This window comes from Sphingobium limneticum (assembly GCF_008710155.1).
Taxonomy (GTDB): Bacteria; Pseudomonadota; Alphaproteobacteria; order Sphingomonadales; family Sphingomonadaceae; genus Sphingobium; species Sphingobium limneticum.
This window is the reverse complement of record NZ_VYPZ01000002.1, coordinates 423,871-439,319: the sequence shown is the minus strand read 5'-3', so window position 1 is coordinate 439,319 and position 15,449 is coordinate 423,871. Positions and strand designations below refer to the sequence as shown.

The following is a 15,449-nucleotide window of genomic DNA, read 5'->3' as shown; positions in this document are numbered from 1 at the left end:
CATGAACATAGCGGAAGGGGCGTTGGAATGAAGGTTAAGTGGATCGCGCTGGGCAGCGCAGCGGTCATGGCGCTGTGCCACACGGCGGCCTATGCGGCGGAAGACGCCATTCCCGCCGATGCGGATCAGGCGCAGGACAGCATCATCGTCACCGCCGCGACGACCGGTACCAAGACGGACACCGCGCTGGTCGAACTGCCCCAGCCGATCAAGGTGATCAGCGCCGAACAATATCTCTCTCAAGGTGCGATCAGCATCAGCGACACGGTGAAATATGCCGCCGGCGTGCTGGCCAATCCCTATGGCCGCGACACCCGCGTCGATGGCTTCAACGTGCGCGGTCTGGACGCGCTCCAGTTCCGCGACGGCATGCGCGACATCTTCAGCTACTATGCCAGCGTCGCGTCGGACCCGTACAACTTCTCGCGCGTGGAAATCGTGCGTGGCCCGGCATCGGTTCTGTTCGGTCAGGGGTCGATCGGTGGCCTCGTCAACCTGGTCAGCAAGACGCCCGAATTCCGCACAGGCGGTGAACTCAACCTCGTCTATGGCAGCTATGACCGCAAGGAAGCGATGGGCGACGTCAATGTCGCGCTGGCCGACAATCTGGCGGTGCGCTTCGTGGGGCGCGTCCGCGACGCCGACACCTATGTCGATCATGTGCCCGACGACCGCGTGATGTTCGCGCCCTCGATCCGCTGGCAGCCCACGCCCGACACGGACATCGTGCTGAATGGCGTCTATCAGGAAGACGATACCGGCTCGACCTCGCAATTTCTGCCGATCATCGGCACCTTCCGCCCCAACACCGTCGCGGGCGAGCAGCTTGATCGCTATACTTTCGTCGGCAAGGCCGGCTGGGACCATTATAATGGCCGGTCGTTGCAGGGCGGCGGTTCCATCACCCACCGCTTTTCCGACGCGGTCAAGATCAGCCTGAAGGCTCGCTATATCGACAGCGACCTTTCCTATAACACCCATTATGCCGACAGCTATTCCAACCCGCAGGATCCCTTCTCGGTCTATGGCACCGATGGCCGCACCATCGCCCTGACCGCCGACGCCAGCGATGCGCGCATGAACGTCTTTTCGACCGACAATAATGTGCAGTTCAATTTCAACACCGGCGCCAATATCGAGCATAAGCTGCTGGTCGGCATCGACTATAGCTGGAACAAGGTCGGCAAGCGCTATGATGGCGGCAACGAACTGGTCGATCTTTACGACATCGATTATGACTCGCTCAAGACTTACGACCCCACCGGTCCCTTCACCACGGAAAGCCAGAAGCAGCTGGGCGTCTATGTCCAGGATCAGATCCGCTTCTACGACCGCGTCTCGGTCGTGCTGGGTGCGCGCCGCGACCGCGTGACCGGATCGTCGGGTCAGAAGGATAATGCCACCACCTTCCGCGCCGGCATCATCGGCGAAATCGGCGCCGGCATCTCGCCCTTCTTCAGCTATACCGAAAGCTTCCTGCCGGTCGCGGGGCGCATCGAAAGCGGCAAGGACGCGCAAGGCAACACGATCTACGGAGATCCCTACAAGCCGCAGACCGGCACGCAATTCGAAGCGGGTGTGAAGTGGCAGCCGGGCGTCAACACGCTGGTCACGGCAACGGTGTTCAAGATCAAGGAGCGCAATCGCGTCCTCTATCTGGCCGCTGGCGGCACCACCCAGTCGGGCGAACTCAACACCAAGGGGTTCGAGATCGAGGCCAGCCATACCCTGCCCGGCAATTTCGAGCTGCTGGCCAATTATGGCTATTCGAAGCTGAAATCGGAATCCAATACCAACCTGGATTATATGCCGCGCCACACGGCGTCGATCTGGTCGACCAAGACGTTCGGCCTGCCCGGTGAGGCGCAGCTGCGTCTGGGCGGTGGCGTCGTCTATAGCGGCAAGAGCGTATCCACCAGCTCGATCTGGTCGATCGTCACGCCCTCACGCACCACGGTCGATGGGCTGGCGGAGATCAACTGGCAGAATTGGCGCTTTGCGCTCAATGCCACCAACCTGCTCAACAACAAATTCTATGCATCCTGCCTCGCGCGTGGCGATTGCTTCGTGGGCGCGCCGCGCAACGTGATGGGCACGGTTGGTTTCCGTTTCTGAAGATTATGACGGGAGAGTGAAGATGAAGACATTGTCCATGGCCCTGCTGGCGTTGGCCGGCCTGACCGCCACAGCGCAGGCGCATGAAGTGTGGGTGGAGCGCGACGGCACCGGCCCGGCGCGCATCTATCTGGGCGAACCGGCGGACGTTCTGCCCGAAGGCGGCGATCCCGAGTTCGAGAAGCTCAAGGCACCCAAGCTCGTGCCCGCGTCCAAGGCGGCGCAGACCCGCAAGGCCGGCTATATCGAGGTGGCCGCCCCCGCCGGCGACGTGCGCGTCATCGACGACAGCGTGTTCGCGCCCTGGGGTGAGGATGGCAAGAAGGAGGGCGTGATCTATTATGCCCGCGCCGGCCGCACCGAAGCCAAGGCGGGCCTGCCGCTGGAAATCGTGCCGACCGCCGCCAATGCCGACAGCTTCACGCTGGTACGCGACGGCAAGCCGGTGCCCGCCGCCAAGCTGACCGTCATTTCGCCTGACAAATGGACGAAGGAACTCGTCACCGACGCGCAGGGCCGGGTGACGTTGCCGATCAAGGCAAAGGGCCGCTTCATCGTCACGGCCTCGCAGGAGGAGAAGGGCGACCTGACCCTCGCCAACCAGAAGGTCGCGACCCTCTATCATATCGCGACGCTGACCTTCGTGAACGACTGACCATATACAGGGCCGGGGAGGGCGTTGGCTCTCCCCGCCTTCTTTGTGACAGGCCTGTCACGCGACTGACTTCGTGCCGTCAACCATCCCACATTGCACTGCAATATCGCGCAGCTAGGCCGCCCCCGACCAAGGGTCCAAAGGGGGATTATAAGTCCATGCGTATCACCACCGCTCTGCTGATGGCGTCGACCGCCGTCATCGCCATGCCAGCCTTCGCCCAGAATGTGGCGCCCGTCGATGCCGCCGCTGCCGATGCCGGCGCGGAAATCGTCGTTTTCGGCCGGGGCGAAACCCGCCAGGTGCAGGAAATCACCAGCAAGGACATCATCACGCTGACGCCCGGCACCAATGCGCTCAAGGCCATCGAAAAGCTGCCCAGCGTCAATTTCCAGTCGTCCGACCCGTTCGGCAATTATGAATGGTCGCAGCGCGTCACCATCCGCAGCTTCAGCCAGAACCAGCTCGGCTTCACCTTCGACGGCATTCCGCTGGGCGACATGAGCTATGGCAACCATAATGGCCTGCACATCACCCGCGCCATCAGCAGCGAAAATATCGGCAGCGTGCGCGTGTCGCAGGGCGCCGGCTCGCTCGGCACGCAGTCGACCGGCAACCTTGGCGGCACGATCGAAACCTTCTCCGCCGATCCCGCCGATTATCTGAGCGGTGGTTCATTGGGCGCGCAGGGCAACCTGACCTATGGCAGCGACGAAACCTGGCGCGCCTTCGGCCGGGTCGCCCTCGGCACGCGCGATGGCATTCGCGGCTTCCTCTCCTACGGCTATGGCGCGACCGACAAGTGGCGCGGTCAGGGCACGCAGGATCAGCATATGGGCAATGCCAAGGTCGTGATCCCCGTGGGCGAAGCGAAGATCGATGGCTGGCTCAGCTATTCGGATCGCCGCGAGCAGGATTATCAGGATATGTCGATGGGCATGATCCGTCGCCTGGGCTGGAAGTGGGATAACACCTATCCCGACTATAGCCGCGCGATCGACTATGCCGACCGGCTGAACGACGTCGACCGCGTCAGCAACAGTGGCGGCTCTCCCTTCCCCGATGGCCGCTACGACTATAGCGGCGCGCCGGTCGCCGGCGGTCAGGTCTATCCGGGCAATGTCACCAGCGCGGACGACGCCTATTATGACGCGGCGGGCCTGCGCAAGGATTGGCTGGGGTCGATCGGCCTGACCACGCCGCTGGGCGAAAACGCCAATTTCAAGATCAAGGGCTATTATCACAACAACAGCGGCATGGGCCTGTGGGCCACGCCCTATACGCCCAGCCCCAACGGCGTACCCATGTCGATCCGCACCACCGAATATGACATGGACCGCATCGGCGCGTTCGGCAGCGTCGATTACACGATCGGTATCCAGACGCTCAGCGTCGGCGCCTGGTACGAAAATAACAAATTCCATCAGGCCCGCCGCTTCTACGCCTTTGCCAGCCGCACCGATCCGGGCGTCAGCTTCCGCGACTATCCCAAGAACCCCTTCGCCACCCAGTGGGAGTTCGATTTCACTACCGATACGTTCCAGTACCATGTGCAGGACAAGATCGACCTGGGCACCGTGACGATCAACCTGGGGTGGAAGGGTTTCAACGTCACCAACAAGGCGGACGCGATCGTCGCTTCCACCTTCCCGGAAGGCAAGATCAAGGCGCAGGACTGGTTCCAGCCCCATGCCGGCTTCGCGGTGGAACTCAGCCCCGAAATGGAAGCCTTTGGCGGCTTCACGCAGGTGACGCGCGCCTTCGCGTCGGCCACCACGGCCGGTCCCTTCCAAACCAACCAGGCCGGCTTCGACCAGATCAAGGACGATCTGAAGCCGGAATCGTCGGACACCTATGAACTGGGCCTGCGCTATAACAGCCCCGTGTTCAACGGCGTGGTGGGCGCTTATTTCGTCAACTTCCGCAACCGGTTGAACGCGGTGCAGGTGGGCAGCCCGATCCAGGGTCTGGCGTCCGCGCTCCAGAATGTGGGCAAGGTCCGCACGATCGGCGTCGAGGCGGCCGGTACGGTCAATCTGGGTTCGGGCGTCAGCCTGTTCGGTTCCTACAGCTACACCGACGCCACCTATCGCGACGATGTGTTCAACAGCTCGAACGGCACGCTGGTCGCCGCGCTCAAGGGCAAGACGGTCGTGGACAGCCCCAAGCACATGCTGCGCGGCGAGCTGAATTATGATCAGGGTCCGCTCTTCGCCCGCATCGGCGGCAACTACATGTCGAAGCGCTTTTACAGCTATACCAACGACGTGTCGGTCCCCGGCCGCGTGATCGTGGATGCTTCGATCGGTTATCGCCTGACCGACAAGATCGAGGTGCAGCTGAACGCCAGCAATCTGTTCGACAAGAAATATGTCAGCACGATCGGTTCGGGCGGTTTCGGCAACAGCGGCGACGCGCAGACCCTGCTGATCGGCGCGCCGCAGCAATTCTTCGCGACGCTGAAGGCCGGTTTCTAAACTTCGTAACGACGGACGGTTCGGTCACAAATGCGTGACCGAACCGTCATCATTTTGACCGAGTGCGGTTATCCCGCTGCAACGCCAATGTAGGCGCCCTGTCACGCGCGGCCTGTAATCCGGCGGCATGATCGCGACACATCCCCGCCAGATCCGCATCCCCGCCGCCGACAAGGCGCGGCTGCGCCTTCTCTTCCTTGCCAAGCACGCCTGTGCCGACGGCCGGCCGGACGCGCAGGATGGCAATCACGCCATCTATCATCATGAAATGCGCACGACGCTGGAGGCGATCGGCCTCAACGTCGATGTCGCGAACAGCTATGACGCGCTCTATCAGCGGCCCGATACGGACTTCGTCGTCACCCTGCTCAACCGGGGCGGTTTCCAGAATAGCGAGATGCTGGCGCCGTTGCTGCTCAATCGGCGCGACATGCCTTATCTCGGCGCCAGCCCGATCGTGCGTGGCCTGTCCGACGACAAATATCTCAGCAAGATGATCGCGCGCGCGCGCGGCGTGCCGACCATGGCGGCGCAGCTTTTCCGTCGCGGCGGCCTGTTCGAGGCACCCGCGTTCGAGGCGGATCGGCTGGTGGTGAAGCCCAACGCTTCCTCCGCCTCCTGGGGCGTGAATATGGTCGATACATGGGCGCAGGCGCGCGATCATGCCGACAGCCTGTTCGCGCTGGGCCATGATGTGCTGGTGGAACAATGGGCGCCGCTGCTGGACGTCGCGGTGCCGGTGGTCGGCGGCAGCGGTGGCCAGCCCTGGATCCTGCCGCCGATGATGTATGTGCCGGCCGACCCGCATCGCGAGCGCAGCTATGAGGAGAAGCGCGGGCTGATCGACGCGGGCGACGATCCGCTGATCCTGGTCGAGGATGCCGACCTGCGCAGCCGGCTGGAGGCGATGACCGCCGCGCTGCTGCCCGAACTCTGGCCGTTCGACTATGGCCGGTTCGAATTCCGCTATGATCCGGCGAGCGGGCAATTGCTGTTCATGGAAGTGAACCTGTCCTGCAATCTCTGGTCGAAGAAGACGATCTCGCGCTCCGCCGCCTCGATCGGCGTCGATCATGCCGCTTTGGTCGAAACCATCGTCGGGCATAGCCTGGCGCGGCAGGGCCTGCTGGACGAAGCGATCGTGCAGGTGGCGGCATGAGTGGCCGGACAACGGCGATCCTGCTCGCCGGCCGCCGCGACGGCGCGACCGATCCGCTCGCGCTGACCCATGGCGTCAGCCACAAATGTCTGGTGCCGGTCGCCGGCCAGCCGATGCTGCTGCATGTCATCGACGCGCTGGTCGCCAATCGCCGGATCGGCACGGTCCGCGTGGTGATCGAAGATCCCAATTTGCTGGCGACCATCCCGGCGCTGCGCGGGCTGCTCCATAATGGCCGGCTGGTCGGCGTGGCGGCACAGCCCAATCTGGTGGACAGCGTGCTGGCCGGCGCGGAGGGGGCTGCCTTCCCGCTGCTCATCACCACCGCCGACAATGTGATGCTGACGCCGGACGCGATCGACGAGATGCTGGATGGCTGCGCCACACAGGGTGCGGACGCGGCCGTTGCCTTCACGCGCCGCGCGTCGGTGCTGGCCGCCCATCCGGAGGGGCAGCGCAAATTCTACACCTTCGCCGACGATGGCTATTCCAACTGCAACACCTATTGGCTGCGCGATCGCAAAGCGTTGAAGGCCGCCGAAACCTTCCGTTCGGGCGGGCAGTTCGTCAAGCATCCCGGCCGCATCATCGGTGCCTTTGGCCTCATCAACCTCATCCGCTTCCGCTTTGGCATCGGCACGCTGGATCAGGCCTTCGCCCGCTTCTCGCGCCGCTTCCGCATGACCATCAGCCCGGTCATCCTGACCGACGGCGCGGTGGCGATCGATGTCGACAATGGACGGTCGCATGGCGTCGCCACGACCCTGCTCGACCAGCGCATGTCCATGGCGCAGGCGGCGGAGTAACGTCCCTTGCTGACCGTGCGTGCGCTGCCGCTGCGGGACCGGGGCGGCAATGCCCTGCTGCGGGTCTATCATGACGGGCTGGTCCGGCATTGGACCCCTGCGCAGCATCTGGCCGGTCATATGCTCGCCGTGTTGGGGCGGGGTGGCTGGACCCCGGCCGAGCGGCTGTATCTGGGCGACGCGGTGCGCGGGCAGGGCCTGAGCATGCGCGATCGCAAGGGGCTGCACCGGTTGCTCAACCCCGCCGCCTTTCCGCTCGCCACCAATCCGCTCAAGAACAAGCAATTGTTCGCGCGGGCCGCATCGGGGCTGCCGTTGCCGGACGCCTGCGATCCCGATCGGCAGGATCTGGACGCATGGCTCACAGGGCAGGATGATATCATCGCCAAGCCGAGCTACCGGTCGAAAGGGCAGGGGGTCGAGCGTTTCGTGCGCGAAGGCACTGGCTGGCGCGGTGGCGATCAGGGGATGGACGCTGGCCAGCTTGCGGCCCATCTGCGCCGCGTCTGGCGGCAGGGCGGGGTGATCCAGCAACGCCTGCCCACGCATGGCGCGTTGGCGGACCTGTCGCCGGGCGCGCTGCCGACATTGCGCATCGTCACCTGCCTGAATGAACAGGGCGAACCGGAGATTTGCGACACGGCGCTGCGCCTGTCGGCCGGCGGTCCGCGCCCTGTGGATAATTTCAACGCCGGCAATCTGGTGCTGGCGGTCGATGGCGCGGGTCGTTGCGGTCCGGCCTGGCGCAGCGGCGGCAAGCGGCCGCCCTCCCGCCACACCAGCCACCCTGTGACCGGCGGGGCGATCGAGGGCGCGTTGCTGCCCGATCATGCCGCCGCGCAGGCGCTGGCGATCCGGGCGCATGACCGGTTCCGCGAGGGCTTCACCCTCATCGGCTGGGATATCGGCCTGACCGCGCAGGGACCGGTGCTGATCGAGGGTAATTGGAATCCCGGCACCGACATCGTCCAGCTGGTGAACGGCCGGGGGCTGGCGGACAGCCGGCTCGGCGTCCTTTACGGCCATGCATTGTCCCGCCTGCCGGCGGCGGACTGGCGCGCGGCGCGGGTGGTGCAGCGGGACCGGCGATGAAGATCGCCCTCTATGTCCATGCGCTGGCGGCCACCGGGGTCGTCCGCAACGTCCGCCTGCTCGCTGCCGATTTCCGGGCGCGGGGGCATGATGTGGCGCTGCTGACCGCGCTGCCGGGGGGCAAGGGCGTGGACGGCGTGCCGCACCATGCGCTGCTGCCCGACACGGGCGGATCGCGCCTGCTCCAGAAATGGCGCGCCATGCCCCGGCTCCACGCTCATCTGCGCGCGCACCGTCCGGACCTGCTGATGTCCGCCGGCAATCATGGCCATCTGACCGCATTGCTGGGCAGCCGGGCGGTGCCGGGCCTGCGCCGCCTCTATCGCATCAGCAACGACCTGCGCCGCGCCGCGCCGGGCACACCCAAAAGCGCGATCCGTTCGATCGGTCGATCGCTGGTCGCCCGGTTGCTGGCGGCGGATGCGGATCATCTTGTGCTGGTGTCGCCCACATTGGCCAGCGACACGCCCGCTTTCGGTCGCGCACTGGCCCGGGGTCGCGCCACCATCATCGAAAATGCGATCGACCCCGCCATCGCCCGCGCGCGCGCCGTCGGGCCATCGCCCCATGGCTGTTTCGACGATGGCGTGCCGGTGATATTGGCGATCGGCCGGCTCGCGCCGCAGAAGAATTTCGGCACGCTGCTTACCGCCTTCGCCCGGTTGCGGGAGGGCGGAACCACGGCCCGCCTCGTCATATTGGGCGAGAGCCGCGACGATGCGCAGCGCCTGTTGCGAAACCAAGCGGACGCGCTCGGCATCGGCGCGGACCTGCTGTTGCCGGGCACGGTCGACAATGTCTTCCCCTGGATCGCCCGCGCCGCCGCGTTCATCCTGCCCAGCTGGTGGGAGGGATCGGCCAATGTCCTGCTGGAGGCGATGGCGCTTAACATACCCGTCGTCGCTTCGTGCAGCGCCGGCAATGCGGCGTCCGTGTTGGCCGAGGGACGTCACGGCCTGCTCGTCGATCCGGCCGATCCGGCCGCCATGGCGCGGGCATTACAGCATCAGATCGACCCGGCCACCGCGCTGCATCCCGGCGACCGGATCGCGGCCTATGGCCTCGACACGATGTTCGATCGATGGGCCGCTTTGCTGGATGGCATCGACCCGCATTGCCCCCGCGCGTCGGACAGGCTAATTCCTGTCCTCACGCATGAGCAACGATAGCCCGATCCTCCACCCCATCACCCATGACCGCTTCCTGGCCGATGTGCAGGCACTGGCCCGCGCGATCGAGGCCGGCGAATGGGCGCCCGACATGCTGGTGGGCGTGGGGCGCGGCGGGCTGGTGCCGGCGGTCTATCTGTCGCACCGTTTGAACCGACCGATGCTGTCGATCGACTATAGCAGTGCATCGGAGGACGCAGCGCTGGCCGATGTGGCGGCACGCAGCGCGGCGGGCACGCGACTGCTGATCGTGGACGATATCAACGACAGTGGCGGCACGATCGCGGCCTTGCGTCGCCTGCTCAGCGACAAGGGCGGCGATGCCCGGCATCTGCGTTTCGCCGTCCTGCTCGACAACAGCCGTTCGGGCGAGCGTGTCGATTATCGGGCGGACAGCATCGACCGCGATACCGACAAACGCTGGTTCGTCTTCCCCTGGGAAGCGCTCGCCACGCAGCAGGCGATCGTGGATGAAGCCTTGTCGGTGCCCGATCGCCTAGCCTGATCCGCCGCGCCTTTCGCGATCGGCACTGCACAGCAGGACATGACAGGGGCCGCCCGGCTGGTGTAGCGCGGCACCGGCCGGGCGAGCAGATCGGGATGATAGGCAGGCACTGGACGGGGGCGAGGCGGCCGCGATCGAGGATGTGCGGGAGGTCGCCGGAGAAGGCGTATTTGCGCGCCATGGGCATGAAGATGTGGCGCTCGCCAGGCCGCGCGGCCTTATCAACCTGTTCGGCCTCGCTAGCGCATATCGGCGTGGTGAGCATGCGACTTTGCTTAGCTTCGCCGACGCGCTACGGCCCGATGCGGTCGACCTGGTTGATGATTTGAAGCAGGATGGCCTGGCGATCCTGATTGCCAGCGGAGACAGACCCGAAGCGCTGGAAGATATCGCGCGCGCGACCGGCACGACCGCGATCGGCCATCTGCGCCCCACCGACAAGCTGGCGCTGATCGAGCGACTGAAATGACGGGGTCAAAAGATCTTGATGGTCGGGGATGAAGACTGATCGGGAACTCGCGCGCTCGCCTCCTGTTGTCTCCTGTTGAAGGAGATATGGGATGCACAAGGAACGGGAAGATGGCGACATAGTCACCCATGTGTCGGAAACGGAAGCGCGTAGCGGATCGCGCACGCGGGTGACGCGCAACATATTGGTGGTCAGCCTGGTCTTGGTGATCGCTTTGCTGGCCATCACCATGGGCTTCGGCTTCTTCGAGACGGGCCAGTCCGGCGCCGATCAGGTCAATGGCGATAATGTGACGCAGGCCACCAATTAGGGTTTCGGGTCGGATGCCAGCGCGCGGACGCTTCTGGCCAGTGTCAGCGGGTTGAAGGGCTTCAATATCACCCCCTTTGCACCGGCCTCATGATAGCTTTTTACGTCGGCTTCGCGCGCGCGGGCGGTGACGAAGACGAAGGGCTTGTCGGCAAAACCGGACAGGTCGCGCAATTCGATCATCAATGTCGGACCGTCCATATACGGCATCATCACGTCCAGCATGACGAGATCGGGCCGCCATTCGTCATTCTTCGCCGCGGCGATCGCTTCGGCCCCGTCGGCGCAGAGGCGCAATTCTATACCGGGGTCGAGGGCCAGCGATAATTTGACGATATGGCGGATATCCTTGTCGTCATCGACATAGAGGATGCGCAATCTATACGCTTCGCTCATGTCCCGTCATCTCCCCCTCCCTTCGCGTGGCGGGTCGCGACCACGCGGCGCACCGTCGCCTTGAGATCGGGCAGCGAGGTGCGCGACTTGACCAATATGGCATCGATCTGCCCCGCAATTTCCATGTCGATGTCATGCGCGGAATAGATGATGGTCGGGATGGCGACGCCTTGCTCGTCGATCAGGTCGGGCAACAGGTCTAGGCCCAGCCCCTTTTCCAGATGCACGTCCAATATCGCCAGATGCGGCGTTTCGACGCGCAGAAGCGCGCGCGCTTCCGCCAGGGTCGTGGCTTTGAGGATATAGGCGATGCCCTTGAGCGCGGACGCGGTGATTTCCAGCGTATCCTGATCATCGTCCAGATGCAGCACGGTCGGCCGGTCGATGCCCGAATGGCGGAAGGACGCGGCGATCGCCGTCTTCAGGCGGCTGGGGTCGATCGGCTTGTCGATCCAGTCGATCAGGTCGAGCGAAAGCGGCGCGCCATCGTCCCCGACCGGTGCCGACACCATCAGGATCGACAAGGATTTCGGCCCTTCGATACGGCGCATTTCGCGCGCGAACTGGAACGCGTCGGCATCGTCGAGCGCCATGTCGAGCAGCAGGAGATTATAGCCGTTGGCGGCAATAGCCTCCCGCGCGGCGCGGGCGCTGGTCACGACACGGCAGATATAGCCTTCCTCCGACAGTTGCGATTGCAGCTGGCGGGCGATGGCGGGATTGCTTTCGCAGATGAGGATGCTGACATGCCCGTCCCGGTCGGCCAGACGGTCGCGGGTTATGGACAAGGGCAGCATGATGGGGAGGGAAAAGGCGAAGCGGGTGCCGCCGCCGGAGCGATCCTCGAACCATAAATCGCCCCCATGCTGGCTGACGATTTCGCGCGCGATCGCAAGGCCGAGGCCGGTGCCCGGTGCCGCCTCGTCATTGGCGGCACGTTCGAACCGGCCAAAGATGCGTGAGCGGAACTCCTGCGGGATACCCGGCCCCTGGTCGTCGACATAAACGGTCGCGCGGCGACCATCTGCGCTGCGCCGCAGGCCTACGGAGACCCGGCTCCCTTCCGGCGCAGCCTTGACGGCGTTCGACATGAGATTGGTGAGAACCTGAAGCAGTCGCTCCTCGTCGGCCTGAATCATCAGATGTTCGTCCGGCAGCGTGCAGTCGAGCACGGCGCCCGCAGCGCGAAGCAGGCTGCTATTATCCTCACAGGCACGCTGGATGACATGATAGAGATCGGTCGGTGCCAGCGTCATCCGCAATTTGCCCGAATCGATCCGGTCGATGTCGAGCATGTCGTTGATCAGGCGGATCAGGCGTTGCGCATTATTTTCGGCGATGGCGACCAGACTGGCCGGTTCTTCTTCCAGCCGATTGCCGACATCCAGCCGCAACAGCGCCAAAGCGCCGACGATCGACGTGAGCGGCGTGCGCAGTTCGTGGCTGACGGTGGAAATCAGATCGTCCTTCAGCCGCTCGATCCGCTTGCGCTGGACGATGTCGCGCAGCGACATGACGATATGATCGCCATCGGGCAGTGGCATGACACCGAGCGCGATATCGACGGGCAGCAGTCGGCCGCTCTGGTGCCGCACCTGCCGGTCCGTCCAATAGGGCATTTTGAGTTCGCCATCGACCAGGCCGATACGGTCGAGGAAGCTGCCGACTCCGGGCGCTATGTCGGACATCACGTCGAAATCGCGCCGTGCCAGGTCGGCCGGTTCATAACCCAGCATCTTCGACGCGGCCTTGTTGATGGTTTCGATCGTGCCGCTGGGATTGATGATGATGATCGGGTCGATCGTGCTGTCGAGAATCGTTTCGTTACGCTGTGCGGCGGCATATCCCCGCAATTCGATCTGATATTGGGACAGGCGCTGACGCCACAGGCCCAGCAGGGCGATCGCCAGCGACAGGCTGCTGATCGCGACCAATATCCACATCACGCGCTGGAGCGTGTCGGTGCGATTGCGATAGGCGGCGGCACGGGTGTCGCCCATCCGTTGCTCGTCCCGGATCACCATGTCCAGTTGATGCTGAAGCCGCGCCATCAGCCTTTTGCCTGCGCCGTTGGTGACGCGTTTGCGCGCGACTTCCGGTCCCTGCGTGGAGTAGAGGCGCAGCACTTCGTCCATTTCGGCGATCTTGGCGCGCGCCAGCTTATGCAGGCCGGTAAAGCCTGCGCGCTGCTCCGGGACGTCGCGGTAAAGCCGGTCGGCCCTGGCAAAGGCCTGTTCGATACCGGTGTGCCATTCGCCGTAACGGGCGGTGAATTCCGGATCTTGGGTGATGACATAGCCGCGCTGGCTGGATTCGGCGGCGCGCAGTTGCGACAATATGTCGATCAAGAGCACGCGTCGCTCGAAACTCTTGTCCGTTTCGTCGCGCAGGCCGTTCCAGCGACCATATTCGCCGCCCAGCCAGAAGAGGAGCGCGGCAAGGCCCAGGGGCACGAACAGCGCAAGCAGCAGGAAGGGCAGGCCGCGTGGTGGACGAGGCGCGTCGCCGTTCATGCCGGGCGCGGAGCCGTGACGTCGCCCAGCAGAGGTTGCACGGCCAGCAGGGCCTGCGCCCGATTGCCGACGTCCAGCTTTCGGAAGATGGCGGTCAGATGCGCCTTCACCGTAGCTTCGGACACGTCGAGATCGGCGGCGATCTGCTTGTTCAGCCGGCCGTCCGACAACGCGATCAGCACGCGCAACTGCGCACCGGACAGGCTGGCGATCCGATCGCGCAGAGTGTTGCCTTCGCTGGCCGGCTGGGCCTGCGGGAAGCAGGTCTGCCCTTCCGCCAGGCGCCTGATGTCGCGGGCCAGGTCGTCGAAGGGGCGGGTCTTGTGCAGGAAGCCGGCGGCGCCCAGCGCACGGGCGCTTTCGACCAGCGTCGCGCTTTCATTGGCGGAAATGAGTGCGATTGGAATCCGCCCCGCCTGATGCTGCAATTGCAGGAAGCCGGAAAAGCCGCGTGCGTCGGGCAGCACGAAGTCCAGCAGGATCAGGCGATATTTGCCGTGGCGCGACAGGGCGTCGAGCGCTTCGCCGATCGTGCCGGCGGTATCCACGGTGACACCGGGCATCGCCGCGCGCGCGGCAAGGCCCAGACCTTCGCGAATCAGGGGGTGATCGTCCGCAATCAATACGCGGCCGCCGGCTATGGTTTCTGCAATCCTCCAGCCTTATTGTTATTCATCCCGAAACGGAATGTGTTTAGTGATGCAGTAATTGGAGTGTGAGGGTAATGCGTCTATGTATCAATCGTAAAATACATTGGCGGTCATCTTTATCCTTAACGGATCATGATCGGGCCTTAGTGATGCGGGACTTGCAGAGATCATGTGCGAGGGTGAATATTCCACAGCGCTAGACGGCCTGACGCGCATGGCGGCGCTGTTCGGGCGGGATGCGCTGATGCCGATCATTGCGGGTTTGCGCACCGAATTGCAGCAGGCGATCGATCGGCCCGATGCGGCCGATGCGCACAGGATCGCCGGGCTGGCGGGGACTTTGGGCTTTGCTTGGGTCAGCGCCAGTTGGCAGGCGGTGGATCAGGGCGGCGACGATCGGGCTGCTGCGTTGCGCGACAGTCGGATGGCGCTGATCGCGCTCGAGCGCTGGCTGCGGCAGGGGGCGTAGCGGTCAGACCAGGTCGGGCGCATCCAGCATCCCGGCCAGGGCGATGCTGCTGACCGGCTGGACGAAGCGGAAACCGCAGCTATCCTCCCGCACCCAGCAGATTTCGCCAGCCACCCCCTGACGATCACCCAATGTGAGGTCGAGTATGCCGGGCTTTCCGCGCTCGGTCGGAACAGGCAGGGTCAGCCGCGCCCCGCCGACGGAGATATTTTCGATCTGCGTCGGGATCGGCATGTCTCCCATCAGCAGCACAGCCTGTCGGCGGAACGCGAAGCGGGGCTGGCGCGCGACCCGCCCTTGCTTGTTGCTGCGCGCGGCGAAGATGTCTGCCGGATTGCAGCGCAGGTCGAACATCAGTCCGGCCTCATGCCCGGACATCCAGCAGATGCGGGCGAGCCGGGGGTCCAGCCCGCGCATCTCGATCAGCACGCGCGTGCCGGGCGCGGGAGGAAAGGGCATCTGGATGCGCATGCCGCCATCGGACAGGTCGCGAACCATGCAGGGCAGGCTGCGCCCTGCAAAGCTGATCTTGCCGATGGTGAAGACGGTGGCCGCCCGCCAATCCTGTCGCCGCTCCATGGGATTGAACGGCAGGTCGTCGGTCAGTTCCGGCAGCATCGTCAGGATCGGCGTCGGCGATGCCGGTTCCAGTCCGTGGGGCATGG

The 15,449-nt window shown here is 64.5% G+C and carries 15 protein-coding genes; 11 read left to right on the top strand and 4 right to left on the bottom strand.

The annotated features are described in order from the left end of the window. The first annotated feature begins 27 nt into the window (after positions 1-27). The 10 genes from F4U94_RS04650 to F4U94_RS04605 all read left to right on the top strand — a co-directional run bounded on the left by F4U94_RS04650 (position 28) and on the right by F4U94_RS04605 (position 10,757). Positions 28-2,115, top strand: coding sequence for a TonB-dependent siderophore receptor (locus tag F4U94_RS04650; RefSeq protein WP_120251654.1), 2,088 nt, complete (start codon positions 28-30; stop codon positions 2,113-2,115). A 22-nt stretch (positions 2,116-2,137) separates the two neighbouring features. Then, positions 2,138-2,770, top strand: coding sequence for a DUF4198 domain-containing protein (locus F4U94_RS04645; RefSeq protein WP_120251655.1), 633 nt, complete (start codon positions 2,138-2,140; stop codon positions 2,768-2,770). Positions 2,771-2,928: 158 nt separating this feature from the next. Beyond that, a complete protein-coding gene (locus tag F4U94_RS04640; RefSeq protein WP_120251656.1) occupies positions 2,929-5,247 on the top strand; it encodes a TonB-dependent receptor in 2,319 nt (772 codons plus the stop codon). A 127-nt stretch (positions 5,248-5,374) separates the two neighbouring features. Then, the gene (locus F4U94_RS04635; protein ID WP_120251657.1) at positions 5,375-6,406 is read left to right on the top strand and encodes a D-alanine--D-alanine ligase family protein; all 1,032 of its coding nucleotides are present in this window, start codon (positions 5,375-5,377) and stop codon (positions 6,404-6,406) included. Beyond that, on the top strand, positions 6,403-7,212 hold the full coding sequence (locus F4U94_RS04630; protein WP_120251658.1) for a nucleotidyltransferase family protein: 810 nt from the start codon (positions 6,403-6,405) through the stop codon (positions 7,210-7,212). Before F4U94_RS04635 ends, F4U94_RS04630 begins: the two co-directional genes overlap by 4 nt. Positions 7,213-7,227: 15 nt before the next feature. Continuing rightward, positions 7,228-8,304 (top strand): sugar-transfer associated ATP-grasp domain-containing protein, encoded by a 1,077-nt coding sequence (locus tag F4U94_RS04625; RefSeq protein ID WP_232016108.1) that lies wholly within the window; start codon positions 7,228-7,230, stop codon positions 8,302-8,304. Further along, positions 8,301-9,473: a glycosyltransferase gene (locus F4U94_RS04620; protein WP_120251660.1), complete on the top strand. Its 1,173-nt coding sequence runs from the start codon at positions 8,301-8,303 to the stop codon at positions 9,471-9,473. The genes F4U94_RS04625 and F4U94_RS04620 overlap by 4 nt, the downstream gene beginning before the upstream one ends. Next, the gene (locus tag F4U94_RS04615) at positions 9,460-9,978 is read left to right on the top strand and encodes a phosphoribosyltransferase (protein WP_120251661.1); all 519 of its coding nucleotides are present in this window, start codon (positions 9,460-9,462) and stop codon (positions 9,976-9,978) included. Before F4U94_RS04620 ends, F4U94_RS04615 begins: the two co-directional genes overlap by 14 nt. Positions 9,979-10,120: 142 nt before the next feature. Next, positions 10,121-10,447: an HAD family hydrolase gene (locus F4U94_RS04610; RefSeq protein ID WP_232015779.1), complete on the top strand. Its 327-nt coding sequence runs from the start codon at positions 10,121-10,123 to the stop codon at positions 10,445-10,447. A gap of 91 nt (positions 10,448-10,538) precedes the next feature. Continuing rightward, positions 10,539-10,757 (top strand): hypothetical protein, encoded by a 219-nt coding sequence (locus F4U94_RS04605; RefSeq protein WP_120251663.1) that lies wholly within the window; start codon positions 10,539-10,541, stop codon positions 10,755-10,757. Here the strand turns inward: F4U94_RS04605 and F4U94_RS04600 are convergent. From F4U94_RS04600 to F4U94_RS04590, 3 genes are read right to left on the bottom strand one after another with little or no spacing between them, the layout of a single operon-like run. Next, positions 10,754-11,152 (bottom strand): response regulator, encoded by a 399-nt coding sequence (locus F4U94_RS04600; RefSeq protein WP_120251664.1) that lies wholly within the window; start codon positions 11,150-11,152, stop codon positions 10,754-10,756. The genes F4U94_RS04605 and F4U94_RS04600 overlap by 4 nt on opposite strands. Then, positions 11,149-13,665 carry an ATP-binding protein gene (locus F4U94_RS04595; protein ID WP_120251665.1) on the bottom strand — a complete coding sequence of 839 codons (2,517 nt, stop codon included), beginning with the start codon at positions 13,663-13,665 and terminating at the stop codon, positions 11,149-11,151. Before F4U94_RS04595 ends, F4U94_RS04600 begins: the two co-directional genes overlap by 4 nt. Next, the gene (locus F4U94_RS04590; protein WP_232015780.1) at positions 13,662-14,288 is read right to left on the bottom strand and encodes a response regulator; all 627 of its coding nucleotides are present in this window, start codon (positions 14,286-14,288) and stop codon (positions 13,662-13,664) included. The genes F4U94_RS04595 and F4U94_RS04590 overlap by 4 nt, the downstream gene beginning before the upstream one ends. A gap of 196 nt (positions 14,289-14,484) precedes the next feature. On the opposite strand from F4U94_RS04590, the gene F4U94_RS04585 reads away from it, so the two are divergent. Beyond that, positions 14,485-14,784 carry a hypothetical protein gene (locus tag F4U94_RS04585; RefSeq protein WP_120251667.1) on the top strand — a complete coding sequence of 100 codons (300 nt, stop codon included), beginning with the start codon at positions 14,485-14,487 and terminating at the stop codon, positions 14,782-14,784. A 3-nt stretch (positions 14,785-14,787) separates the two neighbouring features. Here F4U94_RS04585 and F4U94_RS04580 read toward each other — a convergent pair whose 3' ends face one another. Then, complete coding sequence (locus tag F4U94_RS04580) at positions 14,788-15,447, bottom strand: PilZ domain-containing protein (RefSeq protein WP_120251668.1); 660 nt, start codon at positions 15,445-15,447, stop codon at positions 14,788-14,790. Positions 15,448-15,449: the final 2 nt, after the last annotated feature.